Raw genomic sequence first — 21,934 nt, forward strand, 5'->3', positions numbered from 1 at the left:
TCACCTTGAACTGACCCCATACCTCATTAAAATAGTAAGAAAGATTTATTTCGATTAAGGAGCAAAAATTGCAGAAGTTATATATTATGAGTGCATGTATCCTATTAGGTTCATGTTCTTCATTTGTTACTCGCAAGGAAATGAACAGTTCACAAGTTACTCACCAGGAGTTGCGTGAAATTATTCATGAGGCCATTTCTCCAATCAAAGAAAAGTTGGCCTTGAAAAATGCTGAAGAAAAAGATAAGGCCGCACTTCTTGCAAATTCTAGTGAAAGTGAAGATACAACGGAGGCCTTATCTATAGATGAATCGGAAGGGCCAAAGAGTTCTACTTTTGATCCTCGTTCAGAGCTTCATCTTGATTACTCAGACGAGCTTTTCACTTTTTGGATTAATTACTTTAGTAAGAAAAGTCCTGAGCGCTTCACTCGTTTCATGGTAAATGGGGATCGTTATAAAGAGATTACCCAAAAGGTTTTCAAAGATCATAATCTACCGGAAGATCTTTTCTTTGTCGGCTTTATTGAAAGTGGATTTAACAATCACGCTAAAAGTCACGCTTCAGCAGTTGGCCCATGGCAATTTATTAAAGGAACAGCAAAACGCTATGGACTAAGAGTTGATAAGCATATCGATGAAAGAAGAAATATTCATAAATCGACAGTGGCCGCAGCCGGTTACTTCAGAGATCTATACAATATTTTTGGTTCTTGGGAACTTGCCCTTTGTGCATATAATGCAGGAGAGTACCGTATTATTAATGCCATAAGAAAAGGGAATACGAGAGATTATAAGGAACTCGTAAGAAAGAAACTGATTCCTAAGGAAACGATTTATTATGTACCAAAAGTTGCGGCCGCTCGTGAAATTTTCATGAACCCGCATAAATATAATTTAAAGGCCGTAACAAGCCCTGAAACGATTTATGAACATTCTGATCTTGTAGAAATTGGTAAACCAGTTGATTTAAGAAAATTAAGTAAGCACTTAAGCGTATCTTTAGATGATATGAAAAAATTAAATCCTGATATCCTTCATTACTATGCAGGAACAAAAAGAGGGAAGTTAAGTGTCGTTGTGCCTAAAACTAAAACGACTCTTGCGGAGAGCTTTAGAGGATCAAAGAAAGTTGAAACTGTCCGTGAAGTTGCCTCAGGATCTGATCAGTATTATTACGTACAAAGAGGAGATTCTCTTTACTCTATAGCAAAGAAATTTGGGACAACTATTCGTGAGCTTAAGGCGGCCAATGGTCTGACAAGAAGTTTCATTTACAAAGGGCAAAAACTTGTAATGCCAGATGACTCAGTATCTGCCAAAAAATATGTGGTGAGAAATGGCGACAACCTTTATAAAATTGCGCGCAAATTCAAGACGAGTGTAAAAAAGATTGTTACAATAAATTCTCTAAAAGATATGACAATTTATCGAGGGCAGGAATTATCTATCCCTCAAGGATAGGCAAACTTGAAAATTGGATTCGACGCAAAAAGAGCATTTCATAATTTCAGAGGGCTTGGCAATTATAGCCGCCTTCTGATTGATGGTCTGACACAATATTACCCCCAAGATGAACTTCATCTCTATACACCGGCCTTCAAAGATCAACGAATAATTGATTGGTCTTTGAAGCATGAGGATTTAAAAATCCATCTTCCGCTAGGTAAAATCTCACAAAAAATACCTTCAATTTGGCGCTCCTTCTTCTTGGCCAATGATCTAAAAAATAATGATCTCGATATTTATCATGGTCTAAGTCATGAACTGCCAAGTGGTATCGAGAAATTAAATTTAAAGAGTATTGTGACAATGCATGACGTACTCTTTATGAGATATCCCCAATACTTTCCATGGGTAGATAGACAAGTTTATAAAAGAAAATTTTTAAGTGCAGTGGAAAGAGCAGACGTTGTTGTGGCCATTTGTGAACAGACAAAGAGGGACCTTATCGATTTTTTGGGAGTTCCTGAAAAGAAAATTGTTGTTCACTATCAAAGCTGTGATCCGCATTTTTATTCAGCTTTTACTGCAGATAAGATTTCAGCAGTTAAAAAGAAATATCATTTGCCGGAAAATTTTATTTTAAATGTTGGGGCCATTGAAAAAAGAAAGAATACTTTGGCCTTAGTCGAGGCCTTTAATAATATAAAGAATGATATCAGTGAAGATCTCGTTCTTGTTGGAAATGGCGGAAGCTATAAAGAAGAGATTCTTGAGTTTATCAAAAAACATAATCTAGGTTCTCGTGTTCATGTCATATCTGGAGTCAGTTATGTGGATCTGCCTGGAGTTTATCAAGCGGCAAAACTTTTTTGCTTTCCTTCATTTTTTGAAGGATTTGGAATTCCGCTAATAGAATCTCTATTTTCAAATACACCTGTGGTTGTTTCAACGGGTAGTTGTTTTCCTGAGACTGTAGGGCCAGATGCTTATTTTATTGATCCCTATAAAACGGAATCAATAGAGGTTGGTTTAAAAGAGATGTTGGGCAATGAAGATTTGAGACAGAGCAAGATCATTTCTGGCAATCAATATGTTCAAAAATTTCATTTGGAAAATAGTACAAAAGAATTAAGGGCCATCTATGAAATGGCCCTTAAGAATTAATTTTCTGTAATCAGTGAGATGTTGGCGAGGTTGTTAACTTTTAGCTTGTCTAGAAGCTTAACAACACGCTCATAACGAACATCCTTATCAACCCTTAGCTCAATTGGTGTATCCTTCTTTTCAATTGCTGAAAGTTTCGCTTCAACATCTTCTAAAGACATTTTTGCACCATTGTAGGCCACTTCATTTTCTGAGAGTTCAATATAGACATTTTCTTTTTGCGCCTCTTGAGATTCTCCCTTCGTTGTTTTAGGAAGATTCAAAAGAAGGGCAAGCTCATCTTTTTTAAATACAGTAGAAGTCATAAAAAAGATAAGAAGAAGAAAGACCACATCAATCAGTGGTGTTATGTCTGGAGACTCTGCTTCACGAGTTCTTCTTCTCATTTTTTATAAAACCTTTTTAATAATTTTTTGCTCTAAATTTGTTTCAAGGTGGTCAATCATACTTAATAAGTAGTTGTGACCAATATAGTGAGGAATTGCAACAATCATCCCACCTACAGTTGTGATTAGGGCCAGCGAGATCCCTTCAGCAAATGATGAAGGATTATTCAGACCAGTTTGAGACATGACTCTAAAGGCAATGAGAACCCCTAATACAGTCCCTAAAAGACCTAGAAGAGGAGAAATTGAAGCGATGATCTTAACTGTGTTAATGCCTCTTTCCATATTTGAGATATATGTTGAAAGCTCTTGTTTTGCGATTTCAATAATCGAGTTTGAGTCTTTACCATTCATATCTGATAGAACTTTTTTAGCAAGTTCATCTGCTGTAGTTTCAGTGGCCTTAGATTCTTTTGAGAGAATAAAGAATTTTGAAAGCATAATGGCAAAGCCAATAATATTAAGGGCGAGAAGGATATACATAATGGCCCCGCCCTGGTTGATGTAGTCAATAATACGCATCGTTACTCCTAATTTAGTTTCACTAACTATTTTAACTACTTTTGGCACAATGGCAATTCACAGGAATTGCCATTGTTTAGATTAAATAAGCTTTGAGATTACGCTGAGTGCATCAATCCAAGTAAAGATACCTAGAAGTTGACCTTTTTCGACAATTATTGCTGAACCAATTTTTCTTTCGGCCATCTCTTGGCAAACTTCTTTTAAAGACGCATCTGGGCCAACAGTGTAGGGATCATCTGAGAAAGCATCATTAACTCGTAAACTTTCTAAATCAGTTTTTTCATATGATTCAATGAAGCGAATGTCTCGCTCAGATAGCATGCCAACAAGCTTGCCCGCTTCCATTACTGGGAGGTGGCGAACGTTGAGTTCATGCATTTTTTGTAACGCAAATTGTAAGTTTTGTGTCGACACAATCGAGTGTGGTGAAGGTGTCATATATTCTTTAATCAGTTTCATTAGATACTCCTTTTTAAATAATTTAGCTCTAGATCATCTTTTTGAACATGATCTAAATCAACAAAGATGTGGATAGAATTCATCTTAAAAATAGATAACTAACGGCCCTTGCGACTTCAAAAAACACTATCATATTAAGTGTGAAAGGAAGGAAATGGTACCTTCCGCTAAGGAGGATATATGCAAGTTCATGTGGCCTACCATCAAGTGGATCACTCTCTAGCTTTTGATCAATTTGTTATGGAAAAACTTAATAATATGAAACGATTTTTTAAAGGTAATGAAGATGTAGACTGTGTCGTCGCTAAGGATGGCAAGAACTATATCTTTTCACTCCACTATAAAGGACATGGTGTTGATAAATTTGTTCGTGTTAAATCGAACAACGTTTATAAATCAGCAGCTCTTGGGGTAGAGAAGCTGAGAAATGTTATCCGTGAACTCAAATCTAAAAAAGCATCCCACCTATAACCCTGCCTGCCTTGAAGGCCCTCGCATGACGAGGGCCTTAGTCATTTAAAGGGAGTAATTCACTCCAATAATTTTTTTCTTAATAAGAGGAAAATATTTCCGATAGGCAATCTTGAGGACAAGGTAGTTCTCAAACTTTTAGAGCAATTCATTTCAAGGAAGAAAATGAAGGTTGGTACAAATCCGCTCTCTTTGCTTGCACAGCGAAGACTTGGTCAAGTCGTCAATAGGCAAGAGGAAGAGAACATTAAACTTTCTAGTGGAGACCGCATTTATAGAGCGGCCTTCGATCCCGCTGGTCTTGCCATATCTGAAGGCATGCGCGCTAGAACTGTTTCCAATCAACAAGCCCAACGAAATGTAAATGATGGTATTTCTCTTCTCCAAGTTGCAGAGGGGACACTTAGTGTTCTTCACGATATTGGTGGACGTCTAAAAGAGCTTGCTATGCAAGCGGCCAACGATACAGTTGGACCTCACGAGAGAATGATCGCAAACAAAGAATTTTCAAATTTAAAGCAAGAAATTCAAAGACTGACGTCATCTACTAAATACAATGGAAACCATGTTATAAACGGTAAAGGTAGCGTCTACGACATTCAAATTGGTATAGGGAATAATTCAAAAGAGGATCGTATTTCTTACGATCTTCAATCTGTTTTGGCCTCTTCAAATAACTTTGGCCTTAACAATGTTGATATAACAACCAAAGAAGGTGCTAGAACTTCATTTAGTTCAATTGATAAAATGATTGGAGAAGTTTCTTCAAGTAGGGCCAAACTTGGAAGTGCTATGAATCGTATGGATTCGGCACTACATAGTTTACAAATTCATGATGAAAATACGCAGGCCTCTCGCTCTAAAATTCGCGACGCTGATATTGCAGCTGAGGCCAGTAACCGTGCGAAAGATGATATTATTAAAAGTGCTACACTTGATATGCTCAAACTCGTAAACAAATCACCAGAGCGAGTCGCAAGACTTCTATCTTAACTTCTGTGGAAAATAAGCAATAAATTTCGTGCCAGAACCTAATGTACTTTCGACATTAATCGTTCCTTTATGCTTGGCCATAATGTGCTTCACAATAGAAAGTCCAAGTCCTGTTCCTCCAGATTGACTATTGCGAGATTCATCAATGCGATAAAACCTTTCGAAGAGTCTGGATAAATGCTTGTCCTCAATTCCTGGTCCATTGTCACTCACAATTAAAGTCACACCGTTTTGATTGGCAGATTTAACTTCACTCCAAATGACATTGATTTCACCACTCATAGGAATGTATTTATAAGCATTTTCTAGAAGATTTGTGAGAACCTGTTCAACAAGAGCGCCATTTGCATGAAGAGTACTCGCTTCAATGTGAGTTTGTACTTTAATGTCTTTTTCCCTAAAAGATTGTCTAACATTACAAATAACATTATCAGTAATTTCTTCTAAAGGAATATCTTCTTTAGTAATTTTACCGCGTGATTCAATTACTGAGAGGTTTAAAATATCACTAAATAAGTGAGTTAATCGATCACTATTGTGTTCAATCTTATTCATGCACTCAATCGCAAGATCTTCGTTTTTTAAACCGAATTGCTTAAGAGTTTGTACATAGCCTTTCATGGCCGTCAGAGGAGTTCTTACCTCGTGAGAAACGTTGGCCACAAAAGTTTCTCTCATTTGTTCAGTAAGGATTCTTTCTGTAACTTCTCTAAAAACACAAACAACTCCATAGATATTATCTTTGGAAAGTGTAATAGGTGAAGTCGTGATATCAAAGTAGGCTTCGTGCTTATTGCCTTTGATATTCAGCTTTAAAGAATTGAGATGAAGAGTTGATTGGTTTTCTTGACTCTCTCTAAGCATCTTCTCAATTTCATTTTGCTTAAAATAGTCAGAGAGGATTCCTTTTCTGATTGAATCAGGACCCATATCTAGTTTTTCAATTGGTAAGAAATTTTTAATGAAGTTCTTATTGGCAAAAAGAATACGCCCATCTGTTTTTACAGCGAGAATAGACTCAGAAATAGACTCTAAGAGACTTGTCTTGATAGTATACTCTCTATTAAGTTTGTAAGAGAGTTTGTTGCGATCACCTTGGGCCATATCGATTGATTTTTCTAATAGTTCCCATTCATCTTGATACTCTTTGTTTTGGTCAGTGATTTGGGTATCAGCGTTGGCAATCTTAGAAAGGAGTGCTCTTAGCGGCGTCGATGCCTTTAGGCTGGCATATAATCCTAGTAGTGAAGTTGCAATTAATAGTGGAAGCAAAAAGAGGATAATAGTTTTATCCATTTGAAAAAGAGCATCACTTAATTTTGTAAGAGGAAAAGACAGTCTAAGAATAAACTCTTTTTGCTCAGAATTTATGAGGCGAATGGCGCCATAAATAAGCTCTGATCGCATACTATCACTATAGCGAATACTCGTTCCAAAAGTGTCTTTGATGGCCTTTTGGACTTCTGGACGATCTTTGTGGTTATCAAGAGTTTCAAGCTTGACCTTATTGTCACAAACGACTTTACCAGACAGATCAATAATTGTGACACGATTACCATTTGGCGCACTTAGTTCTCCACACCAAATGGCGGGGTCAAGGTGGCTATAATAAAAAGATTGTTTGATTAAATTTAGTGAATTTGAAAGCTGTTCAATGGCCTGATTCTTAACATAAATTTTTAAGTAATATCTGGCAACTCCCGCTGTCGCAAGAATAATGAGAGTTGCCGTGATAATTTGTGCAAGCGCAAGCTTTCTGAAATACTTCCACGGCAATTTTTGAAAAGGCCTTCGCTCTTTTGTTAAAGTGTCCTTTCCATCAATCATACTTATGCCTTAAAATCACTGGCCACTCTGTAGCCAATACCTCTAATTGTTTCAATTAACTTAGAGTAGTTTCCAAGTTTTTTTCTTAAACCAAAGATATGTGTATCAATAGTTCTGTCTGTTACGTGAACAGGTCCATCTTGGATTTCATTGACAAGATGATTTCTTGTCATGACTTTTCCAGGCTCTTTCATAAATGTACATAAAAGTTTGTACTCAGAAAGAGTCAGTTCAATCTCACTTCCTTCAAGCCACACTTTACATTGAACAGTATCAACTTTTAAGTTATCTATGGCCAAGATGTTTCCACTGATTGGTGTTTCTTGGTCAGGCGTCGTGATATATTCACTCCTTCTTAAAAGTGATCTCACTCTTGCCATTAGTATCGTTGTATCAAATGGCTTTGTGACATAATCATCAGCGCCAGCTTCAAGACCCTCTACAATTTGCTCCGGTTTTGTTAAAGCGGTAACCATAAGAATTGGGGAAAGCTTCGTTTTTTGATACATTCTTAGAAACTTACAAATCTCTAGACCATTTGCATTTGGAAGCATTCTATCGAGGATAAAAAGATCAATCTTTTCATCTGAAGTTTGGATGAAGTTGAGTGCTTGTGCACCATCGGCAATCACTGTGACTTTTTCACCGAGGGCCTGAAGCTGAATCTTCATCAAATCGCTAATATCTTGTTCATCTTCTACAAGTAAAATATGTCTCATTTATCCCCCAAATTATTGATTCGGATTATGCCTGATATCATCTCCTGATTCAAGAAATATGATATCTTCGGCAATATTTGTGATGTGATCTCCAATGCGTTCTAGGTTTTTTGAAACACGCATAATTGCAAGGGCTTCATCGACTTCGATTTTTCCTTCTTGGATTTGATTTATGGATTCTGAAATGACATCACGATTAATTTCATTGATATTTTCATCAAATTTAATGACTTCACTTGCAAGTCTGACATCAGAGTTTGCAAAGGCCGTTAAGCTATCTTGATAGTTTGATAACACAGTTTTAAAAAGTGCAGAAATTAGTTTGTACTCATTCGTAAACTTTTTAGAATATCTTTTTATACTCACTGATTGATCAGCAATTCTTTCTAACTCGGAATTCATTTTCATCACAGCAATAGCGATGCGAAGATCTTTTGCGTGAGGATTTTTAAGAGCAAGATACTTGAATACAGCATCATCTATTTCTTTATGATAATTATTCACTTCTCTTTCAATCTCAAGAATATCACTGAGGGCCATGTCTACTTCCATAGACATTATCAATGACTTTTCTACGAGCTTGGCCATATTGGCCGCCATTTCTTTAATATCAGAACTTGAAATCTTCACAAATTCTCCCTTAGCCGAAACGGCCAGTGATATAGTCTTCAGTTTGTTTCATTTTTGGCCTAGTGAAAATTTCGGATGAGAGATTATGCTCAATGAGCTCTCCTAGAACAAAGAAGCTTGTGTAATCTGAAATTCGGGCCGCTTGTTGCATATTGTGAGTGACAACAATAACTGTGTATTCTTTTTTTAGTTCACTCATGAGGTCTTCAATCTTTGCTGATGCGATCGGGTCAAGTGCTGATGTGGGTTCATCCATAAGGACAACGGGTGGATTTACGGCAAGAGTTCTAGCAATACAGAGTCTTTGTTGTTGTCCTCCAGACAAACTCATGCCGTCCTTATTCAATTTATCTTTGACTTCATCCCATAAAGCAGCTTTTCTTAAACAGTTTTCGGCCTGCTCAAGAAGGAAACTTTTCTTTTTTATTCCTTGAAGTTTTAATCCAATAACAACATTTTCATAAATAGACATGGCCGGAAACGGATTTGGTTTTTGAAATACCATGCCAATTTTCCTACGAACTTCAACTGGATCGGCCTTGGGATCAAAAATGTTTTGACCATCAATAATGGCCTCTCCTGATACTTTTGCTCCAGGGACTTCTTCATGAATTCGATTTAAGCAGCGCAGGTAAGTTGATTTACCGCAGCCCGATGGACCAATAATGGCGTTGATCGTGTTTTTTTTATAACTCTTAGAAATTGATTTAACGGCATGGAAATTTCCAAACCAAGCATTGAGATCTTTTACATCGAGAATTATATCTTGATTCATCGTTACTTCCTTCTTAGCTTTTTAATTCCAAAAACTGTTCTTGCAAAGAGATTAAGTCCAAGAACGAGTGTTATGAGAACAAAGGCCCCAGTCCAGGCCTGAGATTGCCAATCTTTATAAGGTGAGATGGCATAATTATAAATTTGTACAGGTAAGCTCGCCATAGGAGCTTTAACGTTGTACGAAAGATAAAGACTTCCGAACGCCGTGAAAAGAAGTGGGGCCGTTTCTCCTGCTGCTCTAGAAATTGCGAGAATAATTCCTGTAAATAATTGAGAGAGGTGACCTTTTACGATAATAAAAAGAATCATCTTCCAACGTGGTAATCCAAGTGCCAGTCCAGCTTCTCGATAATGATTTGGAATGAGCTTTAAAATTTCTTCTGTTGACCTAATGACAATAGGTAAAATGATTAAAGATAAACTTAGTGCCCCGGCCAGAGCTGAAAAACTTTTAAAAGGTATAACAACTAAAAGGTATCCAAAGATACCTATAACGATTGAAGGAACACCTGTTAGTAGATCAGTTGCAAAGCGTAGCAGTGTTGCTATTTTTCCTTTACCGAATTCAGAGAGAAAAATTCCACCTAATAGACCGATGGGAATAGCAATGAGTGATGCAAGAGATACCATAATCATTGTACCGATGATGGCGTGTTTCATCCCCCCACCAATTTCTCCAACTGGTTTAGGTATATTTGTAAAAAAGTCCAAGTTAAATCCACTGGCCCCTTTTTGCAGGAGAAACGCCACAACGATAAATAAGGGTGCCATTACACAAATTGCACTTATAAGAACAACGAGATGAAAAAGTGAATTTTTAAGTTTTCTAATTTTAAAATAAGTTTCTGGAGATCTCATTTTTGCGATCTCCTATTGTTGTGCCAAATGATTGTTCTGGCAGCGAGATTAACGATAAAGGTTATGGCAAATAAAATAAGAGCAATATAACAAAGCGCTGAGAGGTGAAGATCTCCTTCAGCTTCAGCATATTCATTGGCAATAACTGAGGCCATTGTTGCTCCTGGCGAGAAGAGTGATTTTGAAATCGTTGGATTGTTACCAATAATCATGGCAACGGCCATGGTTTCACCTAAGGCCCTTCCAAGTCCAAGAACAACTGCTCCTAATATTCCCGAAAGGGAAGGACGAAGTACAGCAATGCGAATCATTTCATATTTAGTCGCCCCAAGACCTAGGGCCGCTTCTTTTCTAATTTGGGGAACTGAATTGAAGATTTCTCTCACAATTGATGTGATTGTTGGAGTAATCATAATGGCAAGGATGATACTTGCACTCAAAATTCCAATACCGAAACTTGGTCCCTGAAATTGAGGAAGAAAACCCAGTGTATTTTTTAAAAAGGGAGTTAACGTACTTTTCACCCAAGGCGCTAAGTAGAAAAGGCCCCATAGTCCAAAGACAATACTTGGGACTGCGGCAATGAGCTCTACAATCATTGAGACAACTTTTGAGAGCGCACCTTTTAAAATTTGAGAAATAAAAATGGCCATGGCAATACTTAGAGGTGTTGCAATGATAAGGGCCAAGAAGCTTGTTGTTACTGTTCCGTAAATGAAGGCGAGCCCACCGAATTGGTCCTCAACGGGATTCCAGTCCGAGCTTGTAATAAAATCCAAACCAAACATTGAAATGGCCGGCATGGCCATCTTAAAGAGCAGGCCAATCATGAGGACGAGAATGGCGAAAATAGAAAGTGCACAAAAGCGTAGAAAGAAAAGGGCCAGCTTGTCCTGGCCTTTGTAAGAAATTAGGGGCAAAGAGGGCGTCCTAATGAGAGATTCACTCTTTGCCGTTGATTTTTGTGAGTCGTTTATAATATCAAGCTCCAAAAATTTCTTCCTATTTAATTTCTTTTAGCATCTCTAGCGCTAGTCTTTTTGGAAGAGGCGCATAGTGAAGAGGAGCTGCGAAATTTTGACCTTTTGATAAGGCCCACTTCAGAAATTTTTTAACTTCTACAATCTTAGCATCTTTTTCCTTAACTGGGAGTAGGATGTAAGTAAAAGATGAAATTGGGTAAACACCCTTTCCATCTGCATCAACGATTGAGTTTGTAACTTCGCTAATGCTCTTAACTTTTGCGGCCGCAAGGGACACACCTTGAACAGTAGGAAGCTTGTATTCACCGGCCTTATTCTTAAGAGCAGCTACTTTTAGATTGTTATTGATGGCATAGGCCAATTCGATATAACCGATAGCGCCGTCATTTTGACTAATGGCACCAGTTACACCATCGTTTCCTTTGGCACCAATTCCTGTTGGCCATTTAAGAGTTTTTCCACGACCGACTTGAGTTTCCCAGTCTTTAGATACAGTTGAAAGATAATCAGCAAAAATTGAAGTTGTTCCAGAACCATCTGCTCTTCTAACTACAAGAATATCTTTTGCAGGAAGTTTAAGTCCCTCATTTAAAGCTGCAATCTTTGGATCGTTCCACTTAGAGATCTCTCCTAAGAAGATCTTTGCAAGAGTATCACCATCAAGCTTGATATTAGCAGTAACTTCACTCACGTTGTAAGAGATTGCTACGGCACCAAGAACTGTAGGGATTTGAAGAATTTGACGAGTGGCCTTTGATTTATCGTTGTCACTCATTGGAGCATCCGAAGCACCAAAGTCTACTGTTTCTTGGATAAGTTGTCTGATTCCACCACCACTGCCGATTGCTTGATAGTTGATTTGGATATCTTTATTTTCTTTTGAGTATTCACTGAACCATTTTGAATAAAGTGGATAAGGAAATGTTGCTCCTGCTCCGTTGATTTGTGTGGCGGCCATCGTGTTCATGGCAATGAAGGCCATCAACCCAACAAATAGTTTACGCATAATTAATCCCCTGTGTGGTTAGTTAGATTTCCTCCATGTTATAGCAAAATACTCCAGAATTATTGTTAGGGATTTGTTAGGAGTTGATGGGACGTTTATTAGTTGCCGTATGGTTGGGGGCCTGTTTTAATAATAGGGAATTTACAAGGAGTTCTTATGCTTAAAAAATTGGTGATTCTTCTAATTTTAGCAGGTTGTGCCCATAGTCAAAATACTCTTGAGACTCAAGTTATTTTGGCCGACCCTGGAGCGGGTCAGACGCGTGAGGCCCATGAGGCCAAAGGCCAAAAATATATGATTACGACTCAGGGAGTTTACTCTTCAAAAGCTGCCAAAAAAATGTTCGATATGGGCGGAAGTATTGCCGATGCCGCGGCCGCCGCTTCTTTTGTTTTGGCCGTTGAAAGACCTCAATCAACTGGAATTGGTGGTGGTGGTTTTCTCATGTACTACGATGCTAAAAAGAATAAAGGCTCTAACCCTTGGGCCTATGACTTCAGAGAAAAAGCACCAATCAATGCTAAGCAAGACATGTTCTTAGATAAAGATGGCAAGGTCATGGCCAAGAAATCTATTGATGGGATTTACGCCGCAGGAGTTCCTGGGATGGTGGCCGGAATTGTCGATTTTCACCATCGTTTTGGAAAGCTTCCTCTTAACACAGTAATGGCCCCCGCCATTGAATTGGCAAATAAGGGTTTCAAAGTTTATCCAGAACTTGCTAAGGCGCTAGAGTTTCGCGCTCCAATTCTTGGAAGATTTAGTGCTTCTAAAAAAATCTTTTTCAACAAAAAGGGAGAGTACTTAAAAGAGGGAGATCTTCTTATTCAAAAAGATTTAGCGACGACACTTTCTAAAATTGCAAAATATGGGGCCAATGGTTTTTATAAAGGTGATGTTGCCAATAAGATCATCGCAGAAAATCAACGACTAGGTGGTCTTCTCACGAAAGAAGATTTACAAAAATACAATGTAGTTGTCAGAAGACCTGTGAGTTCAACTTACAAAGACTATGAAGTTTTCTCAATGTCTCCTCCAAGCTCTGGTGGAGTTCACGTTGTTGAAATTTTGAATATTATTGAAAAAGATAATTTAAAAGAATATGGACCACATCACCCAAAGACGATTCACCTCGTTTCATCAGCAATGCAGGCCTCTTTTGTTGATAGAGCAAGATATATGGGAGATGCTGATTTCGTGGAAGTTCCAGTTATGGGGCTAACGTCTAAGAAGTATGCAAAAGATGTACGTTATACAATTCCTGAAAGTAGGGCGCTCAATAAAATGTGGGCCGGAAATTTAGATCCTTTCTTGTATCAAAAGCTAAGTGTGAAAAATGAACATGATGAAACAACTCACTTTTCAATCATGGATGGCGAAGGAAATGTTGTGGCATCGACTCAGACAATTAATGGTCTGTTTGGTTCAGGTGTTGTCGTTCCCGGAACAGGAATTGTTTTAAATAATGAAATGGATGACTTTTCTGCCAAGGCCGGTGTGCAAAATTTATTTGGGGCCGTTGGTTCTGATAAGAATTTAGTGGAGCCAGAAAAAAGACCACTGAGTTCAATGTCGCCAACAATAGTCTTTAAAAAGGGGGAGCCACTATTAGCTCTTGGGACTCCAAATGGAACAAGAATTTTAACTTGTACTGCTTTGACAATTTTAAACTTTATTGAGCACGAACTTCCGCTATATGAATCAGTAAATGCTGTTCGCTACCATCATCAATGGCAACCGGATGAAATTCTCGTTGAGAAAAAAGGACTTCCTGAAAAAACGGTAAAGTCTCTAATGAGAATGGAACATCAGTTGAAATTTGAAGATTATGGATGTCGAATTCAGGCGGTCGCTAAAAATGGCGAAACACTTCATGGTGTTTCCGATATTAGGGGACGTGGCTACGCAGTCGGAAAATAACACAATAAAAAAGGCCAAGATTAACTTGGCCTTTTTTTATTACATAAGTGTATTTGTTACGTAGAGATAGAATGTTTTGTTTTTTGCACGACGGATAGTACACTTTCCATCATTTTTTTTCTCAAGAAGATAATCGTAAAATTCCGGATTTGTATCGTTCACTTCAAGTACTGATTTCCCTTCGTGTTCACCGAAGTCAATGACGACAAGATCTTCTGCGATAATACCCGTTAATGGACTAATTTCTTGTTGTAACATATTCCCTCCCTAGAATTATGTTGAAATTTAGACATATATATAAATTCAAATTGTTGCATTCCTTTGCGACATAAATTTATGATGGGATACTAAAAACGAAATGTAAAATAATTTAAACTGGAACAGAATACTCGGGAGTGGGACCAGGAAATAGGACCACTTAACCCGATTTTTTCATTGTTTTTGCGAAGAAATTTTTGAAATAAGTAACGATAATTCTAAACTCATTTGGGTACTCTTCACTGATCAATTTCTTAATCATCTCAAGCCCTTCAAATAGTGAGGTTGCTTCTCGATAAGGCCTTGGTGATGTCATTGCAGTAAAGATATCCATGGTGGAAACAAACACTGTCTCAATTCCAGAGATCACAAGATTACTACCAATTCCCATTGGACCTAGCTCGGAATCGAGCTTTGAAAAAGAGTGATGGCCTTCAATAATTTTAAAATGGTTTGGAGAAAGAGGTAGGCGACCATGAAGTATTTCAACTGAAAGATCGGCATGTCTTGTTAACAATCTTTTATCGTCTTCACTGAGTTCTTTTTCGTCGTATTTTTCGATGGGAATTGCAGACATTCCAACATCTTTAAAATAACTGGTAATGAAAAGTCCTTCGATTTCTTTTTCAGAAAAGAGGTGAGACATCTTAAGAACACCCAATAAAAATAATGAGCTTAAAAATGGTTGTGCAAAAATATAGTGGTGCTTAAATTTTAAAAAATCGAGATAGAGCTGCTCATGAATAGAGGAGTGCTCATAAAGAAAACGAAAGAGGTTTTGCGCTCCTTGATACTGAAGATTTAAAATATTGTCATCCATTGGATATTCGTACAAATAGCGCATATTAATTGTAAGAAGATTAATAAGTTTCTTACCATTATCAACAGCATTTCCAATCGACAGTGATCTTGCAATCAATCTTAAGTTTTGTTGCTGAACTTCAATTAAATCTTGTCTTTGCTCTTCTTTGACAAAGAGATGAACCATTTTATTTTTCAAAAGATCTTTAATTACATCATTATCGATGTAAGTATTCTTTCGCAGAATTTCGATATACAGGCCGTTATTATCGATAACGTAAATATCACATGGACTTGAGCTCAAGTTTATAATTTCGCGAATTGAAATTGGCGAGAGCTGATAATCAAGGGCACTTTGATGTAATGAGTTTAAGGCAGTCATTGTTTTATTATAATAGCTTCGTGTATTTAAGTAAGAGTGACTTTTTTTCTCGGCACTTTTCAAAAAAACCTTTAAAGCGCCGATATCTGATAAAATGACATAAGTTTTTGATATTATTCATTAACTTTAGTTTAACTCAAGCTTTACTCGCAATAGCCGACAAGTTCACTAGAGTAAAGAATATGGATAAAAATCAATTCACTGAAATCACATTTAAAGAGTACTTAGACAGCGGACCTTTGGTCGGTAAGCACAACCTTACGGCAAATGGTAATTTATCATTTCATTGGGCGAATTGGGCCCAAAGTTGTGAGTATCAAAAAGGATTGCTGTATAAAAACAAAAAACAAACTAAGAGATTAAAGGCCCTTGAAGCGGAGCTTGAAGCACTTAAAGATCAAAAGGTATGGCTTTCGATGAAAAGAGAGCGCTACGAAGTATCATTGTATGATCTCTATAAAGGCTATATTGATCCGCGCATGAGAAATAATTGGTTTGACGTCCATGCAGAGACTCTTGTTTCTATGGAGTCTATTTCTGGACCTTACGTCACTCTTCATTCTATGCGCTGGTTTAATAAAGACGTATATGAAAAATTTGTCTATTTACGAATCCTTTCACAGTATATGCCTTTAAGAAGTTTTCGACTTGGAGTGGATATTCCTGTTATGGGAATGGCAGATAATTCGCCGCTTAAATCTTTTGAGATGAATTTATATCAACTCTCAAAACATGGGGCCGTTTTTAAAATTACTGGTCAAAAAAATCTCACCAACGTCTTTGATTCAAAAATGGTTGTACTTAAGATGAATTTACATCCATTTAAAGAGACTTTTAATGCTGGGGCAAAAGATCTCATCAAGCATTTTTCTAAAATTGATTTTTCAATTATTAATGAAGATGAGTTGATAGAAGTTACAGTGGATCACAATATCTTAAATTCATTTGGCAACAATGAGTCAGCAAAGACATCTAATGGAACTGACTTTTTTATTTTCATTCCTTATAAGAGTATGGTTGTTCAAAATGAGATTTATAGACCAGATATTATTTTGGCCAAGGCAACTAGTAAAATTGAAGAATATCTACTCGAAGAGATTCGAGTAGATAGTGTTGCCAGGGCCGCTTAATTACTTTCTAAGTTTTGGATCGAGTGTATCTCTAAGACCATCTCCTAGAAGATTAAATCCAAGAACACAAATAAGAATACAAAGACCTGGTAGTGTTACTAACCAAGGTGACCCTTCAATATAGGCCCTTGAGTCGGCAAGCATAATCCCCCATTCTGGAGTAGGGGGTTGAGCACCAAGGCCCAAAAATCCAAGAGCTGCAGCATTTAAAATCCCATCACTAAAGCCTAGAGTGGCCTGAACGATCATTGGTGCAATACAATTTGGAAGAATCTCAATAAACATGATCCTAAAATCACTGGCACCAAATGAGCGCGATGCTTGGACATATTCTTTGCTTTTTTCAATGAGTACACTAGCTCTGACAAGTCTAATGAAGCTTGGAAGTGAAACAACACTAACGGCAACAATAGCATTTAATAGTCCTGGACCCATCACGGATACAACAACAATCGCTAAAAGAATGCTTGGAAATGCCATTAGAATGTCTACAAATCTCATGATTGTTCTTTCAATGTATCCTTCATAGTAACCGGCGATGAGTCCTAGAAGACCACCAACTGTTACAGAAAGAATAACGACTGCAAAACCAATGAATAATGAAATTCTTGCACCAAAGATGAGCCTCGTGAAGAGATCTCTTCCCAGGTCATCAGTTCCAAGCAGAAAACTTAGTTCACCATGAGATGAGAAAGGAGCGAGGCGAAGGGCCCCCTCATTAATTTGATCAAAGTTGTACGGACTTAAAAAAGGTGCAAAGATTGCGAGAAACAAGAAAAAAGTAATGATAAAGAGTCCGGCCATTGAGCCTTTATTCTTTTTCAATCTGTTAAAAAAATCTTTATCTATAATTTTGATGGCCATTTGTGCGCACCTTTTATTGTCTAAGTTTTGGGTTAATAAGAAGGTAGAGAGTATCTACAAGCGCATTAATGAATACAATCATTGATGCGATAAAGAGTAGTCCACCTTGAATAACCGGATAATCTCTTGAAGTAATACTTGCCACTAACCATTTACCAATTCCTGGCCATGAGAAAATTGTCTCAGTAAGAATGGCCCCAGTGATAATACTACCAAACATAAGTCCAATAACTGTAACAATCGGTATCAAAGCATTTCTTAGTGCATGATGAATAACAATTTGAGTAGATGAAAGACCTTTGGCCTTGGCCGTTCTTATAAAATCTTCACCCAAGACTTCGAGCATGCTCGATCTTGTCATTCTCGCCGTAATTGCTAAAGGAATAGTACCCATGGCAATAGAGGGCAGGATTAAGTGTTTTAGTGCTGAAAAGAAAGGCATAAGACCCTCCTCATTAATCACTGTAGGTGAGAGTGTATCAATTAAGTAAAATCCTGTGAGGTGTGGGATGTCGTAAATAACATCAATTCGACCTGAGACAGGAGTGATTCCTAACTGAACAGAGAAAATCAAAATGAGAATTAACCCCCACCAAAAAATAGGCATCGAGTAACCAGTTAAAGAAGTTCCCATAAGAATGTAGTCTAGTGGCGAATTTCTCTTTACCGCTGCAATCACTCCTAGTGGAATACCTATTAAAATGGCAAAGACCATGGCGCATACACCTAGCTCAAGCGTTGCAGGGAAGCGGCCAAAAAACTCTTCTGTCACGGCCCTTTTTGAAACAATAGATGTTCCTAGATCTCCTTGAAATACATTTCCGATATAGTGGAAGTATTGTTGATAGATAGGAAGATCAAGACCAAGATTCTTTTTCATTTGCATATAGACTTCAGGATCTGCCCCTCTCTCTCCAACAAGAAGAAGAACTGGGTCACCTGGAATTAAGCGAATGAGAAAAAATGAGATGATAGAGATCCCTACGAGAGTAGGGATCAGAGAAAGCATTTTTTTTAGAAAGTGAGTCAACATTATTTAAGCTCTACGTATTTAAAGATGTCATGACCAAGAGGATCGATTTTGTATCCTGAAACGTTGCTTCTCATTGCTCTGAAAACAATTGAGTGAGCAACTGGCGCCCATGGTGCTTTTTCGTTGAAGATGACTTGTGCTTTTTTATAAAGCTCAGTTCTCTTCGCCAAATCAGTTGAAAGTTTTGCTTCATTAACAACTTTGTCAAAGTCTTTGTCACACCAGCGAGCATAGTTTGAACCGGCACCAACTGCTGAACAACCTAGAAGTGTGTTAAGGAAGTTATCAGGGTCTCCGTTATCACCAGTCCAACCCATTTGTAGCATCTCATGCTCTCCTGCACTAGATTTCTTCAGGTATGTTGGCCAGTCATAAGAGATAAGTTCAATCTGAATACCAATCTTTGCAAGGTCCGCTTGCATGAGTTCACCCATCTTTTTTCCATTTGGATTGTAGGGTCTTGAAACTGGAAGTGTCCAAAGTGTAGATGTGAATCCATTTGGGTACCCAGCTTTTGCAAGAAGTTCCTTGGCCTTTTCGATATTGTATTCAGTGTCAGCAATTTCATCATTGTATGACCAAATAGTTGGAGGCATTGGGTTTTTCGCAACCTTTGCATTCCCAAGATAAATGGCATCAATGTAATTGGCCTTATTAAGCGCCATGCTGATGGCCTTTCTTACTAGAACATTGTCGAAAGGTTTTTTCTCTGTGTTCATGGCAAGATACCCAACATTTAAACCAGCATCTTGAACAATTGAAATATCTTGATTCTCTCTCATTGCTGGAAGATCTGTTGGTGAAGGTTCAGTGATAAACTGACACTCACCAGTTTTAAGTTTTTGATAGCGAACACTTGCATCAGGAGTGATGGCAAAAACCAATTTAGAAATTTTAGGAGCGCCTTCCCAATAATCAGCAAAAGCATCAAACTTAATAAGATTATCTTTTACATAATTTCTGAAAACAAAAGGGCCTGTACCAACGGGATAGTTGTCGATATTTTCTTTTTTACCTTCGGCCTCAAGTTTATCAGCGTATTCTTTCGAAAGAACGCTCATGAAACTCATGGCAACGTTTGCTAGAAATGGAGCCTCTGGTTTGTTTAGAACAAATTGAACTTTATAATCATCAAGTTTTTTTACTTCCTTGAGAATTCCACCCATGTCCATTCCGTTGAAGTATTCATAGTTTCCACCACCAACTTTATGGTATGAATTACTTGCATCAAACATTCTATTTACTGAGAATAAAACATCGTCAGCGTTCATTTCACGTGTCGGTGTGAAGAAATTTGTCGTGTGAAATTTTACACCTTTTCTTAAATTAAAAGTGTAGATCAACTTGTCTTCTGAAATTTCCCAGTCAGTTGCGAGACCTGGTTCAATATCAGTTGTTCCGTACTTGAATTGAACAAGTCTGTTGTAAACAGTTTGTGCTGAGGCGTTGTCAGATGTTCCATCTGTAATTACTTGTGGATTGAAGGCCGTAGGACTTCCTTCTGAACAATAAACAAATGTAGATTTGTCTGATTTTCCTTTTGAGCAAGAAAAAAGCAAACTCACCACAAAAAGTGTCATTAAAGATTTGTGAAGCATTGATCTCTCTCCATGTTTTCATGCAATGTGTGTGAATAATATATTTTGACAGGCCCAACACATAAAGACAACTGTCTTGGGTTAAGTTCTTGGAATTTTGTGGCCGAATTGTCTGCGGCAGTGCGTGAAGTCGTTGAATATATAAAAAATACATGAGCCGTATTTTTTGTTAACACTTTTTTTCTGGCCGTTCTATTTTGTCGCCAATTCAAAAATGTTTTCACTTTATCGGGGGGTAGAAATGAAAACAGCTACGTTAAATGCCTTATTGGCGTTAAGTTCAATCACTTTGTCCACAGCATCTACACTTTATTCAACAGCTGCATATTCGGAAGAAATTGCAAACTCTTCTAAAGAAGAACTCGTTGTTGGACAAGAATACTTTAATTCAACAAACAATCTAACTGTAAGAGATGAATCTAAGGCAGCTCAGGGTTTCCTAAGCCGTTCTGATAAGGTTATTGTTCTAGACCTTCTTACTGACAGAACTGATGACTATGTAAAAGTAAAAGTTATCAAATCATGGAACTACGATAGATCAAACAAGCAAATTAAAGGACAAGAATTCCTTGTTAGCTATAAGTACTTAAGTGCTGGACGCGTTGATTATAAGAACTTCGAAGGGAAATACTTCGTTATTCAAAACTTAGCGACTGAAAGACTAAGAGTATATGAAAAACAATGTTCAGAAACTAATCTTTGTAACCACAAAATGGTTTTTGAAACAGAAATGGTTGTAGGTGAAGATACTAAAGAAGGAAACACTCGTACAAGAGTAGGTTCTTACCGTGTTACTGAATGGGTAAAGTTCTATGAAGATGGATCAAAAGCTTACCCAGCATGGTGGAAAGAAGGTTTCCCAGAAGTACCTTCTGCAGATAAAGGTGTATTGAGCTGGACAAGAAGCAAGTATATGCCAGAGAGCTACGAAAACCCATCGGTTAGAGGTGCTTTCGGTTGGTTTGCTGCTCTAGTGGGTCCTAATCACGATAGTCAGTGGACACACGGTACTATTGGTTGGGGTCAAAATAAGAAAGAATTCATTGATAGAACTAAAGGATTTCTTGCAAACGTATTCTCGGATCCAAGAAGTCATGGTTGTTCAAGACTTGATAATGAGTCGATTGCATACTTAAGAGAGCTTCTTCCTGTAGGAACTCCATTCATTAAGATTTACGCTCGTGAAGCACTTCTTGATGGAAATAGAACTAAGTATACACAAAGAACAGGAGCATGGGATTACATCCTAACTGCCGATAGAACTAAAGAAGCTTATTCAATTGATGAGAAGAAAGTTCTAGACAGAGGTGTTCCTCAAGACAAATGGTTAGAGCAAGGTACTTATGAGTACGATATGTATCCAAACCTAGTTTACTACTCACCAGCTAAGAAGCTTTGGGGTTGGAGAGCAAACGTAGCGGGTTCAGGAAACGTGTACAAAGTAGAAAAAGACCTAATGAAAGGTGTTTACTTTATCGATGCTGGTCTTATTTATAACTACGAGCACCCGGTTAACCCTGATAAGGAAAAAAATAAGATTAGAGTTGGTGGATTTAGCGATGAAGTTGCACCATCATACATGATCTTAAACAAGAATAAGATTTCACTTGATAGAGTTTCTTTTGATGACCCTGAAGTGAAGAAAAAGTCATACCAAAAATAAGATTCTGGCCTTACTGGGAGAGGGACAAACTCCAGGTTAAGA

The 21,934-nt window shown here is 37.6% G+C and carries 22 protein-coding genes; 7 read left to right on the forward strand and 15 right to left on the reverse strand.

From position 1 onward, the window contains the following. Positions 1-68: 68 nt before the first annotated feature. Positions 69-1,463 carry a lytic transglycosylase domain-containing protein gene (locus M899_RS04590; protein WP_021270168.1) on the forward strand — a complete coding sequence of 465 codons (1,395 nt, stop codon included), beginning with the start codon at positions 69-71 and terminating at the stop codon, positions 1,461-1,463. Positions 1,464-1,469: 6 nt separating this feature from the next. After that, positions 1,470-2,609, forward strand: coding sequence for a glycosyltransferase family 4 protein (locus M899_RS04595; RefSeq protein ID WP_021270176.1), 1,140 nt, complete (start codon positions 1,470-1,472; stop codon positions 2,607-2,609). On the opposite strand, the gene M899_RS04600 is transcribed toward M899_RS04595, so the two are convergent. The 3 genes from M899_RS04600 to M899_RS04610 all read right to left on the reverse strand — a co-directional run bounded on the left by M899_RS04600 (position 2,606) and on the right by M899_RS04610 (position 3,979). Further along, positions 2,606-2,995 carry an ExbD/TolR family protein gene (locus M899_RS04600; protein WP_021270220.1) on the reverse strand — a complete coding sequence of 130 codons (390 nt, stop codon included), beginning with the start codon at positions 2,993-2,995 and terminating at the stop codon, positions 2,606-2,608. The genes M899_RS04595 and M899_RS04600 overlap by 4 nt on opposite strands. Before the next feature lie 3 nt (positions 2,996-2,998). Continuing rightward, the gene (locus tag M899_RS04605) at positions 2,999-3,517 is read right to left on the reverse strand and encodes a MotA/TolQ/ExbB proton channel family protein (RefSeq protein WP_021270301.1); all 519 of its coding nucleotides are present in this window, start codon (positions 3,515-3,517) and stop codon (positions 2,999-3,001) included. Between the two features lie 81 nt (positions 3,518-3,598). After that, a complete protein-coding gene (locus M899_RS04610; protein ID WP_021270238.1) occupies positions 3,599-3,979 on the reverse strand; it encodes a CBS domain-containing protein in 381 nt (126 codons plus the stop codon). Positions 3,980-4,159: 180 nt separating this feature from the next. Between M899_RS04610 and M899_RS04615 the strand changes: the two genes are divergently transcribed. Both M899_RS04615 and M899_RS04620 read left to right on the forward strand, forming a co-directional pair. Further along, positions 4,160-4,450, forward strand: coding sequence for an HPF/RaiA family ribosome-associated protein (locus M899_RS04615; RefSeq protein ID WP_021270262.1), 291 nt, complete (start codon positions 4,160-4,162; stop codon positions 4,448-4,450). Between the two features lie 165 nt (positions 4,451-4,615). Then, the gene (locus M899_RS04620; RefSeq protein WP_021270295.1) at positions 4,616-5,443 is read left to right on the forward strand and encodes a flagellin; all 828 of its coding nucleotides are present in this window, start codon (positions 4,616-4,618) and stop codon (positions 5,441-5,443) included. Here the strand turns inward: M899_RS04620 and M899_RS04625 are convergent. The 7 genes from M899_RS04625 to pstS are packed head-to-tail and all read right to left on the reverse strand — an operon-like array spanning position 5,435 to position 12,243. Then, complete coding sequence (locus tag M899_RS04625; RefSeq protein WP_021270218.1) at positions 5,435-7,270, reverse strand: PAS domain-containing sensor histidine kinase; 1,836 nt, start codon at positions 7,268-7,270, stop codon at positions 5,435-5,437. The two genes, M899_RS04620 and M899_RS04625, sit on opposite strands and share 9 nt — an antisense overlap. A gap of 2 nt (positions 7,271-7,272) precedes the next feature. Further along, positions 7,273-7,989 carry a response regulator transcription factor gene (locus tag M899_RS04630; RefSeq protein WP_021270228.1) on the reverse strand — a complete coding sequence of 239 codons (717 nt, stop codon included), beginning with the start codon at positions 7,987-7,989 and terminating at the stop codon, positions 7,273-7,275. A 12-nt stretch (positions 7,990-8,001) separates the two neighbouring features. Further along, the gene (phoU, locus tag M899_RS04635; RefSeq protein ID WP_021270195.1) at positions 8,002-8,619 is read right to left on the reverse strand and encodes a phosphate signaling complex protein PhoU; all 618 of its coding nucleotides are present in this window, start codon (positions 8,617-8,619) and stop codon (positions 8,002-8,004) included. A 10-nt stretch (positions 8,620-8,629) separates the two neighbouring features. Then, entirely contained in the window at positions 8,630-9,394 is a 765-nt protein-coding gene (gene pstB / locus M899_RS04640; RefSeq protein WP_021270264.1) for a phosphate ABC transporter ATP-binding protein PstB, read from the reverse strand. A gap of 2 nt (positions 9,395-9,396) precedes the next feature. Further along, complete coding sequence (pstA, locus tag M899_RS04645; RefSeq protein ID WP_021270261.1) at positions 9,397-10,254, reverse strand: phosphate ABC transporter permease PstA; 858 nt, start codon at positions 10,252-10,254, stop codon at positions 9,397-9,399. Further along, positions 10,251-11,246: a phosphate ABC transporter permease subunit PstC gene (gene pstC, locus M899_RS04650; RefSeq protein ID WP_021270237.1), complete on the reverse strand. Its 996-nt coding sequence runs from the start codon at positions 11,244-11,246 to the stop codon at positions 10,251-10,253. The genes pstA and pstC overlap by 4 nt, the downstream gene beginning before the upstream one ends. A 10-nt stretch (positions 11,247-11,256) precedes the next feature. Further along, positions 11,257-12,243 (reverse strand): phosphate ABC transporter substrate-binding protein PstS, encoded by a 987-nt coding sequence (pstS, locus tag M899_RS04655; RefSeq protein ID WP_021270279.1) that lies wholly within the window; start codon positions 12,241-12,243, stop codon positions 11,257-11,259. A 156-nt stretch (positions 12,244-12,399) separates the two neighbouring features. Here pstS and ggt point away from each other — a divergent pair, with 156 nt between their 5' ends. Beyond that, entirely contained in the window at positions 12,400-14,163 is a 1,764-nt protein-coding gene (ggt, locus tag M899_RS04660) for a gamma-glutamyltransferase (RefSeq protein ID WP_021270294.1), read from the forward strand. Positions 14,164-14,202: 39 nt separating this feature from the next. Here ggt and M899_RS04665 read toward each other — a convergent pair whose 3' ends face one another. Then, the gene (locus M899_RS04665) at positions 14,203-14,421 is read right to left on the reverse strand and encodes a hypothetical protein (protein ID WP_021270173.1); all 219 of its coding nucleotides are present in this window, start codon (positions 14,419-14,421) and stop codon (positions 14,203-14,205) included. 160 nt (positions 14,422-14,581) lie between these two features. Next, a complete protein-coding gene (locus M899_RS04670) occupies positions 14,582-15,604 on the reverse strand; it encodes a hypothetical protein (protein WP_155897089.1) in 1,023 nt (340 codons plus the stop codon). 182 nt (positions 15,605-15,786) lie between these two features. On the opposite strand from M899_RS04670, the gene M899_RS04675 reads away from it, so the two are divergent. Beyond that, positions 15,787-16,734, forward strand: a complete 948-nt coding sequence (locus M899_RS04675; RefSeq protein WP_021270194.1) for a hypothetical protein — start codon at positions 15,787-15,789, stop codon at positions 16,732-16,734. On the opposite strand, the gene M899_RS04680 is transcribed toward M899_RS04675, so the two are convergent. From M899_RS04680 to M899_RS04690, 3 genes are read right to left on the reverse strand one after another with little or no spacing between them, the layout of a single operon-like run. Then, the gene (locus M899_RS04680; RefSeq protein ID WP_021270281.1) at positions 16,735-17,598 is read right to left on the reverse strand and encodes an ABC transporter permease; all 864 of its coding nucleotides are present in this window, start codon (positions 17,596-17,598) and stop codon (positions 16,735-16,737) included. 13 nt (positions 17,599-17,611) lie between these two features. Further along, positions 17,612-18,631, reverse strand: coding sequence for an ABC transporter permease (locus tag M899_RS04685; protein WP_021270240.1), 1,020 nt, complete (start codon positions 18,629-18,631; stop codon positions 17,612-17,614). Further along, entirely contained in the window at positions 18,631-20,229 is a 1,599-nt protein-coding gene (locus M899_RS04690) for an ABC transporter substrate-binding protein (protein WP_021270290.1), read from the reverse strand. The genes M899_RS04685 and M899_RS04690 overlap by 1 nt, the downstream gene beginning before the upstream one ends. A gap of 241 nt (positions 20,230-20,470) precedes the next feature. Here M899_RS04690 and M899_RS04700 point away from each other — a divergent pair, with 241 nt between their 5' ends. Next, the gene (locus tag M899_RS04700; RefSeq protein WP_021270216.1) at positions 20,471-21,892 is read left to right on the forward strand and encodes a L,D-transpeptidase; all 1,422 of its coding nucleotides are present in this window, start codon (positions 20,471-20,473) and stop codon (positions 21,890-21,892) included. Positions 21,893-21,934 lie beyond the last annotated feature (42 nt).

Origin of the sequence: Bacteriovorax sp. BSW11_IV, from assembly GCF_000447755.1 — a bacterium.
Classification (GTDB): Bacteria; Bdellovibrionota; Bacteriovoracia; order Bacteriovoracales; family Bacteriovoracaceae; genus BSW11-IV.

Excerpts from the sequence above, each read along its gene's own strand:
- pstB (WP_021270264.1), bottom strand. The coding sequence starts at position 9,394 with ATGAATCAAGATATAATTCTCGATGTAAAAGATCTCAATGCTTGGTTT.
- M899_RS04620 (WP_021270295.1), top strand. The coding sequence starts at position 4,616 with ATGAAGGTTGGTACAAATCCGCTCTCTTTGCTTGCACAGCGAAGACTT.
- M899_RS04625 (WP_021270218.1), bottom strand. The coding sequence starts at position 7,270 with ATGATTGATGGAAAGGACACTTTAACAAAAGAGCGAAGGCCTTTTCAA.
- M899_RS04700 (WP_021270216.1), top strand. The coding sequence starts at position 20,471 with ATGAAAACAGCTACGTTAAATGCCTTATTGGCGTTAAGTTCAATCACT.
- M899_RS04630 (WP_021270228.1), bottom strand. The coding sequence starts at position 7,989 with ATGAGACATATTTTACTTGTAGAAGATGAACAAGATATTAGCGATTTG.
- M899_RS04600 (WP_021270220.1), bottom strand. The coding sequence starts at position 2,995 with ATGAGAAGAAGAACTCGTGAAGCAGAGTCTCCAGACATAACACCACTG.
- M899_RS04610 (WP_021270238.1), bottom strand. The coding sequence starts at position 3,979 with ATGAAACTGATTAAAGAATATATGACACCTTCACCACACTCGATTGTG.
- M899_RS04675 (WP_021270194.1), top strand. The coding sequence starts at position 15,787 with ATGGATAAAAATCAATTCACTGAAATCACATTTAAAGAGTACTTAGAC.
- pstS (WP_021270279.1), bottom strand. The coding sequence starts at position 12,243 with ATGCGTAAACTATTTGTTGGGTTGATGGCCTTCATTGCCATGAACACG.
- M899_RS04685 (WP_021270240.1), bottom strand. The coding sequence starts at position 18,631 with ATGTTGACTCACTTTCTAAAAAAAATGCTTTCTCTGATCCCTACTCTC.
- M899_RS04665 (WP_021270173.1), bottom strand. The coding sequence starts at position 14,421 with ATGTTACAACAAGAAATTAGTCCATTAACGGGTATTATCGCAGAAGAT.
- ggt (WP_021270294.1), top strand. The coding sequence starts at position 12,400 with ATGCTTAAAAAATTGGTGATTCTTCTAATTTTAGCAGGTTGTGCCCAT.
- M899_RS04605 (WP_021270301.1), bottom strand. The coding sequence starts at position 3,517 with ATGCGTATTATTGACTACATCAACCAGGGCGGGGCCATTATGTATATC.
- M899_RS04690 (WP_021270290.1), bottom strand. The coding sequence starts at position 20,229 with ATGCTTCACAAATCTTTAATGACACTTTTTGTGGTGAGTTTGCTTTTT.
- pstA (WP_021270261.1), bottom strand. The coding sequence starts at position 10,254 with ATGAGATCTCCAGAAACTTATTTTAAAATTAGAAAACTTAAAAATTCA.
- M899_RS04615 (WP_021270262.1), top strand. The coding sequence starts at position 4,160 with ATGCAAGTTCATGTGGCCTACCATCAAGTGGATCACTCTCTAGCTTTT.
- M899_RS04670 (WP_155897089.1), bottom strand. The coding sequence starts at position 15,604 with ATGACTGCCTTAAACTCATTACATCAAAGTGCCCTTGATTATCAGCTC.
- M899_RS04680 (WP_021270281.1), bottom strand. The coding sequence starts at position 17,598 with ATGGCCATCAAAATTATAGATAAAGATTTTTTTAACAGATTGAAAAAG.